General features: G+C 43.8%; 12 protein-coding genes. 5 read left to right on the top strand and 7 right to left on the bottom strand.

From position 1 onward, the window contains the following. Positions 1–105: 105 nt before the first annotated feature. From ACLI1A_RS16760 to ACLI1A_RS16750, 3 genes are read right to left on the bottom strand one after another with little or no spacing between them, the layout of a single operon-like run. The gene (locus ACLI1A_RS16760; protein WP_411409837.1) at positions 106–1410 is read right to left on the bottom strand and encodes a TolC family protein; all 1305 of its coding nucleotides are present in this window, start codon (positions 1408–1410) and stop codon (positions 106–108) included. A 2-nt stretch (positions 1411–1412) separates the two neighbouring features. Next, complete coding sequence (locus tag ACLI1A_RS16755) at positions 1413–4490, bottom strand: efflux RND transporter permease subunit (protein ID WP_411409836.1); 3078 nt, start codon at positions 4488–4490, stop codon at positions 1413–1415. Between the two features lie 2 nt (positions 4491–4492). Further along, positions 4493–5566, bottom strand: a complete 1074-nt coding sequence (locus ACLI1A_RS16750) for an efflux RND transporter periplasmic adaptor subunit (protein ID WP_411409835.1) — start codon at positions 5564–5566, stop codon at positions 4493–4495. A gap of 183 nt (positions 5567–5749) precedes the next feature. Between ACLI1A_RS16750 and rpe the strand changes: the two genes are divergently transcribed. The 3 genes from rpe to ACLI1A_RS16735 all read left to right on the top strand — a co-directional run bounded on the left by rpe (position 5750) and on the right by ACLI1A_RS16735 (position 10619). Then, the gene (rpe, locus tag ACLI1A_RS16745; RefSeq protein WP_411409834.1) at positions 5750–6415 is read left to right on the top strand and encodes a ribulose-phosphate 3-epimerase; all 666 of its coding nucleotides are present in this window, start codon (positions 5750–5752) and stop codon (positions 6413–6415) included. A 393-nt stretch (positions 6416–6808) separates the two neighbouring features. Beyond that, on the top strand, positions 6809–9043 hold the full coding sequence (locus ACLI1A_RS16740) for a TonB-dependent receptor (protein WP_411409833.1): 2235 nt from the start codon (positions 6809–6811) through the stop codon (positions 9041–9043). A gap of 148 nt (positions 9044–9191) precedes the next feature. After that, on the top strand, positions 9192–10619 hold the full coding sequence (locus tag ACLI1A_RS16735; protein WP_411409832.1) for a glycosyltransferase: 1428 nt from the start codon (positions 9192–9194) through the stop codon (positions 10617–10619). A 71-nt stretch (positions 10620–10690) separates the two neighbouring features. Here ACLI1A_RS16735 and ACLI1A_RS16730 read toward each other — a convergent pair whose 3' ends face one another. Then, entirely contained in the window at positions 10691–11506 is an 816-nt protein-coding gene (locus tag ACLI1A_RS16730; protein WP_411409831.1) for a purine-nucleoside phosphorylase, read from the bottom strand. Next, positions 11478–12506, bottom strand: coding sequence for a tetraacyldisaccharide 4'-kinase (lpxK, locus tag ACLI1A_RS16725; protein ID WP_411409830.1), 1029 nt, complete (start codon positions 12504–12506; stop codon positions 11478–11480). Before lpxK ends, ACLI1A_RS16730 begins: the two co-directional genes overlap by 29 nt. Positions 12507–12822: 316 nt before the next feature. Here lpxK and ACLI1A_RS16720 point away from each other — a divergent pair, with 316 nt between their 5' ends. Together ACLI1A_RS16720 and ACLI1A_RS16715 are read left to right on the top strand one after the other, a co-directional pair. Continuing rightward, a complete protein-coding gene (locus tag ACLI1A_RS16720; protein ID WP_411409829.1) occupies positions 12823–13347 on the top strand; it encodes a hypothetical protein in 525 nt (174 codons plus the stop codon). 83 nt (positions 13348–13430) lie between these two features. Further along, on the top strand, positions 13431–14525 hold the full coding sequence (locus ACLI1A_RS16715) for a Nif3-like dinuclear metal center hexameric protein (protein WP_411409828.1): 1095 nt from the start codon (positions 13431–13433) through the stop codon (positions 14523–14525). Between the two features lie 445 nt (positions 14526–14970). Here ACLI1A_RS16715 and ACLI1A_RS16710 read toward each other — a convergent pair whose 3' ends face one another. Both ACLI1A_RS16710 and ACLI1A_RS16705 read right to left on the bottom strand, forming a co-directional pair. Beyond that, complete coding sequence (locus ACLI1A_RS16710; RefSeq protein ID WP_411409827.1) at positions 14971–16809, bottom strand: T9SS type A sorting domain-containing protein; 1839 nt, start codon at positions 16807–16809, stop codon at positions 14971–14973. Between the two features lie 297 nt (positions 16810–17106). After that, positions 17107–17946 (bottom strand): SDR family NAD(P)-dependent oxidoreductase, encoded by an 840-nt coding sequence (locus tag ACLI1A_RS16705; RefSeq protein ID WP_411409826.1) that lies wholly within the window; start codon positions 17944–17946, stop codon positions 17107–17109. Positions 17947–17949 lie beyond the last annotated feature (3 nt).

Here is a 17949-nt window from a genome sequence, read left to right as displayed (position 1 = left end):
TTAAAACGCTGAATATTATAATATTATTTTCAAAGCTGCAAAAATTTTGAAACAAAAAATCCCGGCAATGGCTGCCGGGATTCCCGTATGAAATTTGAACAACTGTTATTTCCCGGTAAGCGAAAGGTTTCCGGCAAGTTCTTTTAGTCCCACTTCCGATAGTTTAGAGTTAAACTGGGCCGTGCTACTACGCGAAAGTGCATTTACATAATTCAGCTGGGCTGCGCGTACCTCAAGTGTGGTTATGGTACCTATGCGGTATTTTTCCATGGTAATATCCAGGTTTTGCTCGGCTATCTGTACGTTATGGGCTTCCAGTTTTACAAGCTCCAGGTTTGTCATATACGTTTGGAAAGCCGTCATCAGCTGGGTGTTTATTTCCTGTGTTTGCTGGTCTATAAGCACCTTAGTGTTTTCTATCTGCAGTTTGGCTATCCTCTCGTTACGTTTTTGCAAAAAGCCGTTAAAAATATTTACCCTTGCCGTAAGCCCATAGCTTAAACCGTTACCCCTGTTAGTACGGGCAAACCCCAGGCTCGATTCCGTATCTGTAAAAATATAACCTGTAGTGATACCCACCTGAGGGTAGCGTGCCGCCTTAACCTGTTTCAGGTTCAGCTCCGCTACATTTTTATTGATCAATGCCAGTTGTAACAACGGGTTTTGTTGTCCCGCCTGGTTTAGCAAATCCGGCAGCACCAGCTTATCGTCTGTAGCTACACTATCGGCCACTTTAAAATCAGTGGTGAGATCGCGCGCTAAAAGCTGGTTCAGCAGGGTCTTAGTATTCTTATATTCCTTTTGCTGGTTCAGCAGGTTGGTTTGGTCGGTATTCAGGTCTACCTCAACGTTAAGCACTTCTAACTTAGAAGCCTTACCTATCTTAAACCTGTTCTGTGCCGTAGTAATACGTTGTTTACTAATTACCACAGCAGTATCAAGCGCCTTAAGCATTTGCTGTTGCTGTACCAGGGTATAATAGGTTTCCATAACATCGCCTACGGTAGTGGTTATGGCGTATTTCAGCTCGGCTTCACCCTGAGTCTTCAGCGCCTTAAGCTGGTCATAGCGCGCAAACATCCCGAAACCGTCAAATATTGTCCACCCCAGGTTTACACCATAGTTCAGGCTGTTATTCTTAGCACCTTTAAGCTCCTGCACAGTACCATCAGTACGCACCTGCTTACTATCCTGTATGGTATTGTTTTGCGACAGCGAACCGTAAAGATTAGGCAACAGGCCTGCATTGGCAAGGCTAACGTTTTCTTCATCCATTTTCAGGTTATTGCCTGCCAGTTGTATGTCGTAATTATTTTTAAGGGCAATAGCCACGGCATCTTCTACCGTAAGCAGGGGTTGTGCCGAAGCTGCAAACGAAAATGCCAGTAGTATATACAGATATAACCTCATAGTTACAGGTCTTTAATATTATCAAATTCCGGCCTGTGCTTGCGCGGGCGCGACCACATATAGTAAATAGCCGGGATTACAAACAGGGTAAGCAATAGCGAAAACACCGTACCGCCTACAATAACCACCCCCATACCAATACGGCTGGTAGCGGCTGCACCCAGCGACATGGCAATAGGCAATGCACCCAGGGCAATGGCAAGGCTGGTCATTAATATAGGACGAAGGCGGCTCTCTGATGCTTCCATAATGGCTTCGTATTTTTCCTTGCCCTCTTCGCGAAGCTGGTTTGCAAATTCCACAATAAGGATACCGTTTTTGGTTACCAACCCGATAAGCATGATGGTACCAATCTGGCTAAAGATGTTCCAGGTTTGCCCGAACAACCATAGCGAAAACAACGCTCCCGCTACCGCCATAGGCACGGTAAGGATGATGATAAACGGATCCAGGAAGCTTTCAAACTGCCCTGCAAGTATCAGGTAAATAAGCAATAGTGCTAAGCCAAATGCAAACAGCGTATTAGAGCTACTCTCCACAAAGTCGCGCGACTCCCCGCCAAGGTCGGTTGTAAAGGTTTCATCGAGCACTTTGGCTTTGATTCTGTCCATAGCCTCTATACCATCACTGATACTCATGCCCGGTGCAAGACCAGCCGACACGGTGGCACTCATATAGCGGTTGTTGTGGTACAGCTGTGGCGGGCTGCTTTCTTCATCTACCTTAACAAGGTTATCCAGCTGTATCAGTTCGCCGGTACTGCTTTTTACAAATATAGAAGTAAGATCGAGCGGCTTTTCGCGGTCGGCTTTATCAAACTGGCCAATGACCTGGTACTGCTTACCATTCATCATAAAATACCCGAAACGCTGACCGCTTAATGAAAGCTGTAATGTCTGTGCCACATCAAGTAACGACACACCCAGGCTTTGTGCCTTTTCCCTGTCTATGGTAACGTTGATTTCCGGCTTGTTGAATTTCAGGTTCACGTCGCTTGCCGCAAAGGTAGGGTCGTTGTTTACCTCATCCATAAACTGCGGTATCTTTTCGCGCAGCTTTTCAAAATTGGGTGCCTGTATAATGTACTGTATCGGGAAACCACCACGCCTGTTTACGGCTATCGTAGGCTGCTGCTGTACTGCCACACGGGCATCGTTATACTTCTTTGTCCATTTTGTTAAATCATCAGCAATCTCTTTCTGGCTGCGCTTGCGGTCTTCGGTATCCGTTAGGGCTATACGTACACGCCCGCTGTTTACAGCTCCGGATCCAAATCCCGGCGACGTGATTACCAGTGCCACCTGCTTTTCGGGGATAGAGTCGTTTATTAGCTGCTGCATTTCCTGCATAAAACGGTCCATATAGTCATACGAAGCACCTTCGGGACCTGTTATGTTAAGGCCGATACTACTGCGGTCGTCATACGGTGCCGTCTCTTTTTGAAGGGTACTAAAAAATAATATGATAAGCCCCACACAAAGCCCCAGGATAGGAAAACTCATCCACTTACGTTTCATAAAGCCCGTAAGCATACCGGCATAGCCTTTGTTCATCTTTTCGAAATACGGCTCGGTAAGGTCGTAGAATTTCGATTTTTTGTGCACGCCTTTTATCAGGTAGGCATTTAGCATGGGCGTAAGGGTAAGCGACACAAATGCCGATACCAGTACTGCCGCCGCAATAACCACCCCAAATTCCCGGAACAACCTGCCCACAAAACCTTCAAGGAAAATTACAGGAAGGAACACGGCTGCCAGCGTTATGGAAATGGAAATTACCGCGAAGAAAATTTCGTTGGCTCCCTTAAGTGCTGCCTCTATCGGGGTCATGCCCTCCTCTACTTTTTTAAAGATGTTTTCGGTTACCACAATACCGTCATCTACCACAAGCCCGGTAGCCAGTACAATGGCAAGCAGCGTAAGTACATTTATGGAGAAACCGAAAATATACATGATAAAAAACGTAGCGATAAGTGATACGGGAATATCCAGCAACGGACGTAGTGCTATAGCCCAGTCGCGGAAGAACAGGTAAATAATCAGTGTTACCAGGATGATGGAGATACCAAGGGTTTCGGCTACTTCCAGCACTGATTTTTTAATAAAGCGGGTATTATCAAGCGCTATATTAATCTTCATGTCGCCCGGAAGCTCTTTCTTCAACTGGTCGTATTGCGCATAAAAAGCATCGGCAATTTCTATATAATTAGTTCCCGGCTGGGGGATTATGGCAAGCCCCACAAGTTGCTGACCGTTGTTGGTCATCTTGGTTTCCACGTTTTCCGGCCCCAGTTCGGCACGGCCCACGTCGCTCAGCTTTACAATGCGTTCTCCTTCAGATTTTACAATGATGTTGTTAAACTGTTCCGGTGTGGCCAGGTTACCCAGTGTTTTTACGGTAAGCTCAGTATTTGCACCTGTAAGCTTACCCGTAGGCAACTCCACGTTCTGGCTGTTTAGGGCGGTTCGCACATCGGCTACGGTAACCCCATAAGCATTCAGCTTTACCGGATCTATCCACATACGCATTGCATATTTCTTTTGCCCCCATATCTGCACCGAACTCACACCCGGTATGGTTTGCAGGCGCTCGGCAATCACGTTTTCGGCATAGTCGCTCAGTTCCAGCGGGCCACGGGTGGCACTCTGTACCGTCATGGTAATAATCGGTTCGCTGTCGGCATCTGCCTTACTTACTACCGGCGGGGCATCAATATCCTGCGGAAGGCTGCTGGTAGCCTGCGATACCTTATCGCGCACGTCGTTAGCGGCTTCTTCCAGGTTCTTTTCCAGTTCAAACTCTATGGTAATGTTACTGGAACCCTGGTTACTGCTCGATGATATGTTTCGTATACCGTCTATCTGGTTAATGGCTTTTTCCAGCGGCTCAGTAATCTGTGATTCTATAATATCGGAATTGGCCCCGGTATAGTTTGTACGCACGTTTATCTGCGCCGGGTCTATACTCGGAAATTCACGCACGCCCAGGAACATGTACCCTATAAACCCGAAGATGATAATAGCCACGTTCATTACTATGGTCAGTACGGGGCGCTTTATACTCAGTGTACTCAGGCTCATGGCTATTGCTGTTTAGGAGTTACCGTAGCTTTTACAGGCGCATCTTTTTTCAGTGCCAAAACCCCCGAAGTAATTACCGTATCGCCGGCCTTAAGCCCCTCCAGCACTACCACATCGGTAGCGGTACGTGTGCCAGTGGTTATTTTGGCTTCGTCTGCTTTGCCGTTTCGCACTACGTATACTTTTTTACCGCCCTGTACAGGTACTACCGCTTCGGTAGGCACCATAAAGGCATTGGCCGTTTTATCAAGCGGCAGGATAACATCGGCAAAGGTGCCCGGTATCAGCTTGCCACCCGGATTATCAGCCACGGCACGTATGCGCAGGGTACGGGTAGAAACGTCTACCGCAGGTTCTGTGGCATACACGGTAGCAATGTTCTTTTTATCGGAACCCGAAAGTGAGAAATTCACTTTGGTGCCGGTTTTTATTTGCGAAGCATATTTTTCAGGGACAGAGAAGGTGATTTTAACCTGGCTGCTGTTTACAAGTGTAGTAATTATAGTTTGCGGGGTTACATAGGTACCCGGCGAAATATTCCTTAATCCTATAGTACCGCTAAAGGGTGCACGAATGGATGTTTTGGCTATTTGTGCGTTTATGAGTTGGGTTTGTGCCTGTGCGGTTTTAAAGTCGGCGCTGGCTATATCGTACTCTTCCTGGCTTATGGCTTCTTTTTGCAACAGCAGGCGCGCACGGCGCTCGTTTTCGGCAGCAAGGGTTTGCTTGGTTCTCGCTTCGTTAGCCTGGGCACGTAGCTCGATATCGTTTATCTTTACCAGTACCTGCCCCTGGCTTACAGAAGCCCCTTCCTTAAAGTATATTTTTTCGGCAATGCCCGATACCTCGCTGGTAAGCTGTATCTGCTCATTTGCCTCTATAGATCCTGAAAGCGACAGCGTATTACTGAAATCTTCAGGCTTTACCACTATGGCAGTTACGGCAGTAGGCTTTTTATTAGCATCGCCCCCACCGGCCTTATCCTGTTTTCCTTTATTGTTTTCTGATATACGGTAGTAAATGAGTCCGCCAAGCCCTGCTACGAGCACAGCGTACACTATGTATTTTATTTTCATATAATAAGGTGGCTATATCCTGCACAAAGCTATGATAAAGCCCGTGTATTACTTTGTTAAAGAATTCTTAAATAGGACGAATGCAATTCATCATCACCCTTTTTAAGACGGAATACATTGCCAAAAGTTTAATTGCCAAAGTAAAATTTTATCTTTGCACCGTAAACAACACTATCTTATATAATGAAAAACACACTTATAGCCCCGTCTGTGCTTTCTGCCGACTTCGGAAACCTGCAACGCGACATCGAAATGATAAACAGCAGCGAGGCCGACTGGTTTCACGTAGATATTATGGACGGCGTATTTGTACCCAACCTTTCGTTTGGTATACCGGTGGTAGAGGCCATAACACGCCACGCCAAAAAAACCATCGACGTGCACCTTATGATTGTAAACCCTGACCCGTACATTAAAACCTTTGCACAACTGGGCGCTAACAACCTTACTGTGCATTATGAAACATGTACCCACCTGCACCGCACGCTACAAGCCATTAAGGCCGAAGGCATGAAAGCGGGTATAGCCCTAAACCCACATACTAATGTAGAGCTGCTGGAGGATATTATTAATGACACCGACCTTGTATGCCTTATGAGTGTAAACCCGGGCTTTGGAGGGCAGAGCTTTATAGAGCGTACGTATGATAAAATCCGTAAACTGAAAGAAATTATCGTGCGCAACGGCGCTTCTACCCTTATAGAAATAGACGGCGGTGTAAGCGACAAAAATGCTGCACAGCTTGTAGAAGCCGGCGCCGATGTACTGGTAGCAGGCAACTACGTTTTTAAAGCGGAAGACCCCGTAAAAACAGTAGCACATCTTAAAAAAATAACTTCAAACCAATAATTTTAACAAAAGGCCTCCATAAACAGGAGGCTTTTTCATTACCACATGCTCAAAACATATATTTAAATTTTGAATTTTAACTAAATTAGCATGATTTTCTCCCTTAAAGTGTAAGCAAAACCATATTAACATTAAATTATTTAAAAATTTAACAAAAATAGGGTTATTAGTTTAAATTTTAAGAAAATCAATGATGTAATGTAAATTTAATTTATACTTTTAGCATATCCTTAGCATTTTATTCTGGTTTAAATGCTTTGACAAAACAAAGTGTGTATTTTTTCTTTTTGACAAGTAAGCCCCGTACAATAGTGCGGGGCTTATCTTTTGTGGTAAAAATATTTTTTAGTCTAAACTAAATTTATAATTTTGAATTGTAAATTTTATGTTTAGATGAAAAAAATTATTCTTTTACTCTTTATAAACATGTCGGTTTATGCGCAAAACAGTAACGGTACCGTAAGCGGTATTGTAAAAGACAACAAAGGTGCAGCATTGGAAGCGGCTGCACTAAACGTATACCCCGCTAACACCACAGTATTTGCCGACAGCACCGGGCACTATACTATAAGCGTCCCCGAAGGCAGCTATACGCTTTCGGCGGAGTATTTTAGTTATGCTACCGTAACCAAATCCATAACCGTTAAAGCAGGCGAAACCCTTACGCAAAATTTTATACTCATCGCTACAGAAAACAACCTGGACGAAGTGGTAATAACCGGTACCATGAAAGAAATGAGCCGATCGGCCAGCCCGGTACCTGTGGAAATAATCACCCCAAAGCTGTTTAAGAAGAACCCTACTCCCAGCCTGTTTGAAGCTGTGGGTATGATAAACGGTGTAATGCCGCAACTCAACTGTAACGTATGCAATACGGGTGACATCCACATAAACGGCATGGAAGGCCCTTACACCATGATACTGATAGACGGTATGCCTATAGTAAGCGCACTAAGTACCGTATACGGCCTTAGTGGTATACCAAACAGCATTGTAGAACGCATAGAGGTGGTAAAAGGCCCTGCTTCGTCGCTTTACGGCAGCGAGGCTATGGGTGGTCTTATTAACGTAATAACTAAAAGCCCGGAAAAAGCCCCGGTAGTGAGCGCAGACTATTTTATGACAAGTTGGGGCGAACTGAATTTTGATGCGGCTACGCGTACTAAAGTTGGCAAAGCAACATCGCTGCTCGGGGTAAACTACTTTAACTATAATGTAAAAGCCGACAAAAACCATGATAACTTTACCGATGTTACCCAGCAGAACCGTGTTTCTATATTCAACAAATGGAGCTTTAAACGGAAAGACAACCGCGTGGCAGCCCTGGGTGCACGTTATGTATACGAAGACCGCTGGGGTGGAGAGATGCAATGGAACAAACACTTTAGGGGCAGCGACAGTATTTATGGCGAAAGCATTTACACCAGCCGTATAGAACTTATAGGCACGTACCAGCTACCCACCACCGAAAAGATTTTTACGCAATACTCCTACAACTGGCACAACCAAAACTCATGGTACGGTACCACACCCTATATGGCTACACAACAGGTAGGTTTTGCACAGGCGTATTGGGACAAGCAACTTACCCCGACACACAGCTTGCTTGTGGGCGCTGCGCTGCGCTATACGCACTATGACGACAACACCCCCGCAACGGCATCGGAAGACGGAAGCGTAAATAAGCCGCAAAATACCCCGCTGCCCGGCCTATTTGTACAGGATGAATGGACCATGACCAACAAGCACAAACTGCTGGCGGGTTACCGTTTTGACTACGACAACAATCACGGCGCGGTACATTCGCCAAGGGTAGCGTATAAATTTTCGCCTGATGTGCAGAATACCCTCAGGGCGAGTTTTGGCACAGGCTTTAGGGTAGTAAACCTTTTTACCGAAGATCATGCTGCACTTACCGGAGCCCGCCAGGTAATAATAAGCGAAAGCCTGAAACCCGAACGCTCTTATAACGGAAACCTTAACTATGTATGGAAGCTGCCCGCCAAGCCCTTTTTACTTAATGTAGATGCCACGGCTTTCTACTCGTACTTTACCAATAAAATTATAGGGGATTTTGATTCCGACCCTACGAAGATTATTTACAGCAACCTGAATGGCTATGCTGTATCGCGCGGGCTTGCCACAAATATTGAGTTGATGTTTAACTTCCCATTGAAACTGATGACAGGGGCTTCGTATACCGATGTTTACAGGATGGAAGACGCACAACGCATACAGCAACTGCACGCCCCCAAATGGAGTGGTAACTTTATAGCCAGCTACAGCCTGCCGAACAACTATTCTATGGATATAACCGGCAACTGGTACGGGCCTATGCGCCTGCCCGTACAACCCAACGACTACCGCCCCGAATATTCGCCATGGTTTTGTACCGCCAACATTCAGTTTACAAAAAAGTTTGATTACGGGCTGGAACTATACGCAGGCTTTAAGAACATATTCGACTTTGTGCCGAAATATAGCCTTTTGCGCCCCGAAGACCCGTTTAACCAGCATGTGAACGACCCGGTGAACAATCCTAACGGCTATACTTTTGATACGGCGTATAACTACGCATCATTACAGGGAAGACGCATGTTTTTAGGCATACGCTACAGCCCTATGTAGTGTGATTTGTGTAGAAAGTTGTAGAAACCTTCCTGCGTTTTCTACACATTTAAAATCAACACATTACATATTGCTTTGATTTACAGCAATAAATCGTTGCGGCACGGCTGTTGCACACCTTTTGGCGTGTAACTAGTAATCCACACTTATGAAATCAAGCATTACATCAGCCAACCTAACCATAGACAATAGTTTCATCCCCCGGGAGACTGATACTATAGAAAATATAGATTTAGAAACCGCAGAAAAAGACAAAAGCTTTAACCTCAGGGGTACACTTTTACTCACAGTAACTTTATTACTCCTGCTTGTAGGCTCTTTTTTAGTGTATTTATTACAACCGGAGTTTGATGCACTTTACCAGGAACGCATCAATACCTTTTGGGGGCGCAGTATTATTGTAACCAGCATTGCACTACTGGGCATAAAGGGGTTATTCTTCCTGTACAATTTGTACCTGTATTCTAAATACAAGCCCATTAAATCAGTAACAGACGAACAACTCCCCGTAATCACGGTAATAGTACCGGCGTATAACGAAGGGCAACTGGTATGGCATACGCTGCAAAGCCTTGCTGCCAGCGACTACCCTACACACAAACTACAGCTAATAGCCATAGACGATGGCAGTAAAGACGACACCTGGCAATGGATACAACAGGCAAAACACGATTTAGGCGCTAGGGTTACCATATACAAACAACCTAAAAACATGGGTAAGCGCCATGCACTGTACTATGGGTTTAACAACGGTATTGGCGAAGTGTTTGTTACCGTAGACAGTGACTCGGTTGTAAAACCAAACACGCTAAGGAACCTTGTTAGCCCACTGGTTGTAAAAAAAGATTGTGGTGCGGTAGCCGGCAACGTACGTGTACTAAACAACCGCAGTGCCATATTACCAAAAATGCTTAACGTAAGTTTTGTACTCAGCTTTGAGTTTATACGTTCTGCCGAAAGTGCGCTCGGGTCGGTAATGTGTACACCGGGTGCTCTTGCAGCCTACCGCCGTGAAGCCGTTATGGCCTGCCTGCCCGAATGGATAGACCAGAAGTTTATGGGCAAAAAATCGGATATAGGCGAAGACCGCGCCATGACCAACATGATTATGAAGCAGGGCTTTCATGTATTGTTTCAGCGTAATGCCTATGTACTTACCAATGTGCCTGAAAAATATAAAGGATTGTACAAAATGTTCATCCGCTGGGGACGCAGCAACATCCGTGAGAATATAAAAATGGCAACATTTGTATTTAAAAACTACAGGAAAGAAAACAAAGCCGGTATCAGGTTGTTATTTGCAAACCAACTACTTACTACCGTTGCTGCTTATCCTTTCCTTATACTGATGTTTTATTTTATAGTATCGCACCCGGCACTATTTTTAAGCTCTACCCTTATGGGCATACTTTTATACTCAAGCTTCCCGGTGTTCTTTTACACAAAACGCTACAACAAGTTTAGCGAATCGTTGTACGCTTATGCCTACAGCCTGCTGTACACATTCAGCTTGTTTTGGATAACTCCTTACGCCATTGCAACCGCAGGAAAAAGCGGCTGGTTAACAAGAGGCTAACACATATTAAAAATCAGGAACAAAAAACGCAGGCCAAGCCTGCGTTTTTTGTTATTCTACTAAGAAGATTATTATTCCCCTGTTGCTATTAATTCTTTTATCAGTGTACGTACTTTGGGTTCGGCAAGGGCAGCAGCTTGTAGTACCTCATCATGGCTTACCGAGCCTACCCCGTCGCTATCGCCCATATCGGTAATTACAGACACCCCAAAACACTCCATATCCATGTGGCGGGCTACAATTACTTCGGGTACGGTACTCATACCCACACAGTCGGCTCCCAGTATCTTTACCATTCGGTACTCCGAAAGTGTTTCAAACGTAGGCCCCTGTAAAGCCAGGTAAATACCATCTTTTACATCGATGCCCTGCTCTACCGCAATTTCTTTGGCTTTTGCAATAAGGGCATGGCTGTAAGGTTCGCTCATGTTTAGGAACCTTGGTCCAAAACGTTCGTCGTTGTGCCCACGCAGCGGATGCTCCGGCATCAGGTTAATATGGTCGTAGAGGATTACAATATCACCCACATGGTAAAATGAATTTACCCCACCCGAAGCATTGCTTACAATCAGCTTTTCCACGCCCAGGTATTTCATTACCCTTACCGGGAAGGTAACCTCCTGCATACTGTAGCCTTCATAATAATGAAAGCGTCCCTGCATGGCCACGACATTTTTATCGCCTATTTTGCCAAAAATAAGTTTGCCGGCATGCCCTTCTACTGTTGATACAGGGAAGTTAGGCAGCTCGCTGTATGGCAAAGAATGTTCAATAGTTATATCATCGGCAAAACCGCCCAGGCCTGAGCCCAGTATTACGCCATATTGTGGGGTAAACCCTGTTTTGGCTTTAATGTAGTTAACGGTTTCCTGTACTTTGTTCCACATAATGTAAAATGGTTTGGTTAAACACATTACTACCATTATCTAAAAACCGGCTTTTTATGGGCAGGTAATACAACCTGTCGGCGGGTAATTTACCTTTAAGGCGCACATAGTCTTTCTCGGTAGTAACTATAGGTTTTATTTCACTAAGCTGTTTCAGCTCATTAATTTCGGCATCGGTAAAATCATGATGATCCGGGTACGTCCTTATATTGTCTCCTCCTGTTTGCAGGTGTGCATAAAAAGGCTGAGGCTTAGCTATCCCCGCTACCAATATTTTCGGGGTATTTTTTATTTCGGCTACAGCCAATATACCCGCATCCGAATATACAGAATCGTCGTAGGCAATGCTTGTAAACAGCACCTGCTGCCCTGCTGATGGCTTTAGTTTTTTTATGATACGCTGCTGTTCGGCTTCAGGTAATAATGGTGGACATTTGGTTACCACAATAACACCGGCACGCTTAGCCCCTGCCCTGCTTTCACGCAGGTTGCCCGCAGGCAGTATAAAATCATCGGCATAAATATCGCTGTAAGCGGTGAGCAATACATAAAAACCTGCCTTAACCTTACGGTGCTGGTAGGCATCGTCCAGTAGTATAACGTCGGGCTTTGGCTCTAAGCCCAAAAGATTGTTTATACCCTCTACCCTGTTAGCATCTACCGCCACACGTATATTTTTAAACTTGCTGAAAAACTGGTACGGTTCGTCGCCTATCGTTTGCGCTGTAGCAGTATCATCGGCCAGTATATAACCTTTGGTTTTACGTCCGTAACCACGGCTCAGCACTGCTACATTGTATTGTTGCGAAAGCAATCGGATAAGATATTCGGTTTGCGGGGTTTTTCCGGTGCCGCCCGTACTAAGGTTACCCACCGCTATAACAGGCACAGTAAAGCTATGACTTTTAAAGATACCGGTATTGTAAAACACATTCCGAACGCCTGTAATACAGCCGTACAACAACGAAAAAGGAAGTAAAAGTAACCTGAGGTACTTCATGATAAAATTAAGGTATAATGCAAATGTAAGTTTTTGTTATAAAACAAAAGGCAGGCATTTATCATAGGAAAGAAAAGTTGTGCAAAATTTAACGCCTCCCGGACAAAAACAATGGTAACAGCAGCGTTTACTGAAACCAGTATTTTAGAATGAAATAATTTTTTAACCACTAAATAACTAAAAACAGGCTTTTGCAACTTTTTTACCAATGCTATCTGCCAAAACAATAAAAATAACAAAGTTTTAACGGAAACATTTGGATATAATTCCTGTTTTTCCTTTTTTTGCTGTTCACAAAAAATAATGTGTAACCGAAATGAAAAAGATTATATTTCCACTTACTTTCGTTGGCATACTGTTGGCCGTATCATGCTCAGATGAGGACGAACTACCAACTCAAAGCTACATAGGTTGCCAAACGTGTGAAGTAGCTGGTACCGCACCAAACTATACTGCCGAAGATTATGAAGCCTGTGTGGGCATCGTATCAAGTAAAGTTGATAGTTTAACCGAAGCAGGCACAATAGTTCAGGTAACTGTTTTAGACACATTTTTGTTTGTGAACGGTGCTAACACCGGACTTAAACCTGATTATTATTTTTCACTATACTGTGACAATGCTTACGACCCGGATGCAATAAGCAGCGGTGGAAGCAATGGCGGCACTAACGGAGCTGAAAACTGTGTAACATGTGCATCGTACCCACTAAACGGCCAAACTATTCCTGAAATGGAAATTTGCCAGGGTGAAAACGGCAATGCATACGTAGGAGGCCAGGACACAGGAATCATATTCAACACTTATGTAGCTACAATGCAACAGGCAACTACCTGCCAGTAATTACTCTTAAAAATATTATATACTAAACTGCCTTAGGGCAGTTTTTTTGTTTTTGTACCTTTGATAAAACGATACTTCATACCATGAAAATAAAAGACCTCTTTCCTGTACTCGAAAAAATGGCTCCGCTTGCATACGCCGAAGATTTTGACAACGTAGGCCTGCTTACCGGCAATGCATCAGAAAACCTTACCGGCGTGCTGGTATGCCATGACGCACTGGAAAGTGTGGTAGACGAAGCCATAAACACCAAATGCAACCTTATTGTATGCTTCCACCCCATACTGTTTTCCGGGCTGAAGAAAATAACCGGAAAAAACTATGTAGAAAGAGCCGTACTAAAAGCGATACAGAACAATATAGCCATATATGCCATACACACCGCCCTGGACAACCACAGAAATGGCGTGAATAAAATATTTGCCGATGCCCTGGGACTTATTAACACTAAAATACTGGTGCCAAAAGAAGGATTCATCCGTAAGCTGGTTACCTATACCGTGCCAGACAACCATACAGAGCTGCGTAATGCACTTTTTGCAGCAGGAGCAGGCAATATAGGCAATTATGAGAATTGCAGCTTTAACAGCACCGGTAAAGGCACCTATCAGGGTAATGAATACAGTAACCCCGAAATAGGCGAGCGTGGCGAATTTATGGAAGCCCAGGAAATAAAGGTTGAAGTAACTTTTGAAAAGCACCTTGAAGCCGGCATACTGAAAGCCCTTTTTGAAAACCATGTATATGAAGAGGTGGCTTACGAAATATACAACCTGCAAAACCGTCACCAGAATATAGGACTGGGAATGGTAGGCGAATTACCGTTAGAAATGCATGAAGGGGAATTTCTGCAATTTGTAAAAAACAAGATGAAAACCGGAGGCATACGTCATAGTGCTTTTACCAATAAAAGCATTAAGAAAGTGGCTCTGCTGGGCGGTGCAGGAAGCTTTGCTATAAAAAATGCAATAGCAGCAGGCGCTGATGCCTACCTTACTGCCGACCTGAAGTACCATCAATTCTACGAAGCGGAAGGAAAATTACTGCTTGCCGACATAGGCCATTATGAAAGCGAACGCTATACAGCACGGTTTATGACTGACTTTATAAAAAACAACACAACCGGAATTACAGTACTGGAAACTACCGTTAATACTAACCCCGTACATTATTTTTAGCCTAAAAAAGAAAAGCTTTCTGCGGATCCCTGCAGAAAGCCTAATCTTGAATCTTGAAATCTTGTACAAATGGAAGGCAGATGATGGATCCTTGCTGCCTGTTTCATAAAAACGCTTCCAAAATTATCCTATTGTGTAACAGGTAGAATTTTGAAACTTAGTTTGTTATAAAAAACAAAAATAACAATTTTATTTGTTATAAAAATACCTAGTGTTGGGTATTTTTCACAAAGTTATTAAGAAAAGCGGCGGCCCTCCTGTTGACCGCCGCAACATTGATTAGCCTAATAATTAAGGTAGGCATAGAAGCCCGATACGACCTTGTTAAATGAGAAAAATTACTTAATTAGTGGCTAATCGTTATTCTTAATAACCGGATAAACAAAATAATATTAGTTACCGGCCGCTACCCAAAAGGGTAGCAGACCCGGAGGCTATAAAAAAATTACTTCTTTATTAGCTTTACTCTCTGCGATTGGCCTCCGTTGGTAACTGATAGAACGTATATACCTGCAGCCAAATCAGATGTATTAAGGCTGGCAGTATTAGCATTTACATTTTGTTGTTTTACTATTTGACCCGTAATGTTGTACAGCGCAAGCGAATCTATACCGCTGTCGTTTTTAACTACAACATTATCAGTAGCAGGGTTAGGACTTACAGTAAGTGTTTTAAAACTGTCGTTTTTCACGCTGCTTGTTTCCGCCGGTGTGGTAAATTCAGTAACCACCCATTCGCTAAACATCGGCCCGCACAGTGTACCTGTATAAAGGTAGTATGTGGTATTTGGCAATAAATCAGTTAAAGCTGCCGTAAAACCATTTGATGCCGACTGTGTTGCAGGCGGGGTATCTGCCGTGCCGAAACCATAGAAATACACTACCACCGGAGAGTTTCCTTCGGTAGGCTCAGCCCAGTTAAGGGTTGCCGTAGTTTGAGTTATATCGGTTACCGATACATCCGAAGGCACACCACATGTACTTTCTTCTATAGTAATGTTGTCTACATATATACTACCCAAACCTGCTGCGCTATATGCATTAAGCCCGAAATAATAGATGCCTGTTTCATTAATCTGTATAAAGTTTGTTTCGCTAACATGAGCTGTAGCTCCTGTTACAGCAGGGTCTACCGGCGTTGCGCTTCCGGCAGATGCATCCGGGTTTTTAACCAGCATATACCTCAGGCTTTCAGTCTGGTCTGCGTTACTGTTACCATAGGTAAAGCTTATTTTGTAACGCACGCCTGCTTCCATCTGTATTCCTTGTGTAAAAAACCACGCACTGCCATCCTCGTTATTACCGGTATATTGCAGCACCTGCGTATCAAAACCATTACCCGGAGCAGGCGCAGCAGCCCAGTTGTTTCCATTAGCAGAATTACTTATGCTGCACGCAGGCAATGTTGGCTCATCTGTATACGAAAAATCAAAAGTAAAAGGCACAGTAACCACATCGTCGCAGGCAGGTGTGGTAAACGCCACCGGAGCTAACCAATCGCCAAATGCAGAACCACAAAAGCTCCTTAAATGGAAATAATATTTTGTAGCAGGCTGTAGTGAACTTATTGTTTTTGAAGTTGTATAAATCAGTTCGAAGTTAGCAGGCTCTTCAGCAGAGGTGGTTACTGCATAAAAATATCCGTTAGGCGTGGGCGTAGGCGCAGTCCAGCTAAATGAAGCACTGGTAGATGTAATGGCGCCCTTTACAATATTTGTAGGAGCCGGACAAGTGTAAGGCTCTATAGCAATATCATCCAGATAAAGTGTACCCTGCGAAGCCGCACTGGTAACATGAAACGCCAGGTAATAAGTTCCCGAAACCTGTGTAGAAATAGAATTACCTATGTAATATACTGTAGCCTGCCCACCCGTAACAGTAGGATGAGTAGCTATTTCCGACATTACAGCTGTATCTGTAGCGCCATTAGAAAGAAAAGTAGTAAAACTTTCGGTAGTTTCTCCATTGTTACCGTATTTGTATGAAATTCGGTAATTAGTACCCGCCACCATATCAAAGCCTTTTGTAAAAAACCAGGCATTGGCAGATTCTGTATTTGAAGTGTAAGATATAGCATTATTATCAAAGCCAAATCCGGGATTGTTTGTAACCTCCCATGTATTTCCTGAACCTACGTTAATAGCTGTAGTACAATCAGGCAATGCAGGAGCCGTTGCCGTTTCAAAGTCCAGTGTGTACGGAATCGTTTCCACTGAACAGTCTTGTGCATTTGCACCATACGATAGTGCGAGCACAAAGATTGATGTTAAAGTAAACTTTTTCATTTTCATTTTGGTTAAAATTGCAAGTAATTGATAGTTTTTTTCGTATTGCAACATTAACCAAAATTTTAAACCATTGTTAAATTCCTGCTTTATAAATAGAGCGACACCGCGAAGAATTTAAGTGACATTTTTAATTTAAACAACTAAAAATCAATATATTAAAAACAAACGAAAACTTTTTCGTAAACAAACATACACAAATAGTTTTTTAACAATTGCGTCATGGTTCTTCCATAAAAAACACTCCCCAAACCGAAATTCGGTTTGGGGAGTGCAATAAAAAATTAAATGAAAAAATTAGTTTTCACCAAATCCTGTAGCAGTACTTAATGCTTCCCAGGCTAATATTTCATTATTAACAAACTCATTTTTCTGCCTTGCCATACCCACAGCATCGGCTCCTAAAAACAGGTAAAGCGGCGCTTTTCCGGAAGCTTCAGCCTCAATTACTGCAGCCACACCTTTTACAGGATCGCCTCCCTGGTTACCATCTATATCTTCGGTATGCATGTTTTCACTCTTACGCACAGCGGTATATTCTGCTATCGGGGTTTCGGGCACAGCAAGCGATGTTCCTTTAAGGAAGTTAGTGCGGAAATAACCCGGCAGCACTACAGTAGCTTTTACACCAAATTCGGCCACTTCATAAGAAAGTGATTCGGTAAAGCCCACCATTGCAAACTTGGTAGCGCAGTAAACGCCCCATCCCGGAAACGCCCCTGTATAACCACCCACTGAAGCAACATTAAAAATATGACCACTACCCTGTTTACGCAAATGCGGAAGTACCTTACGTATTACATTCAGCGCTCCAAACACGTTAACATCAAAATTAGCACGTGCTTCGGCATCGGTAAGCTCCTCAAGAGCACCAAGCTGACCATAGCCTGCATTGTTTACTACCACATCTATAGCGCCAAATTTCGCAACAGTATCACTTACGGCAGTTTCTACACTGCTTTCGTCAGTAAGGTTTACCTGTAGCGGCAGCAGGTTAGGGTGCGTACCTGCTGCTTTTTCCAGTCCGGCTATGGTACGCGATGTAGCAGCCACATTATGCCCCGCTGCTAATAATTGGGCAACAAATTCTAACCCAAGGCCCTGGCTGGCCCCGGTAATAAACCATGTCTTTTTCATTTT

The organism is Flavobacterium sp. RHBU_3 (assembly GCF_046613565.1).
GTDB lineage: Bacteria > Bacteroidota > Bacteroidia > Flavobacteriales > Flavobacteriaceae > Flavobacterium.
Note: the sequence above shows the minus strand (reverse complement) of the source record. Positions and strands in the feature narration are given on the sequence as shown.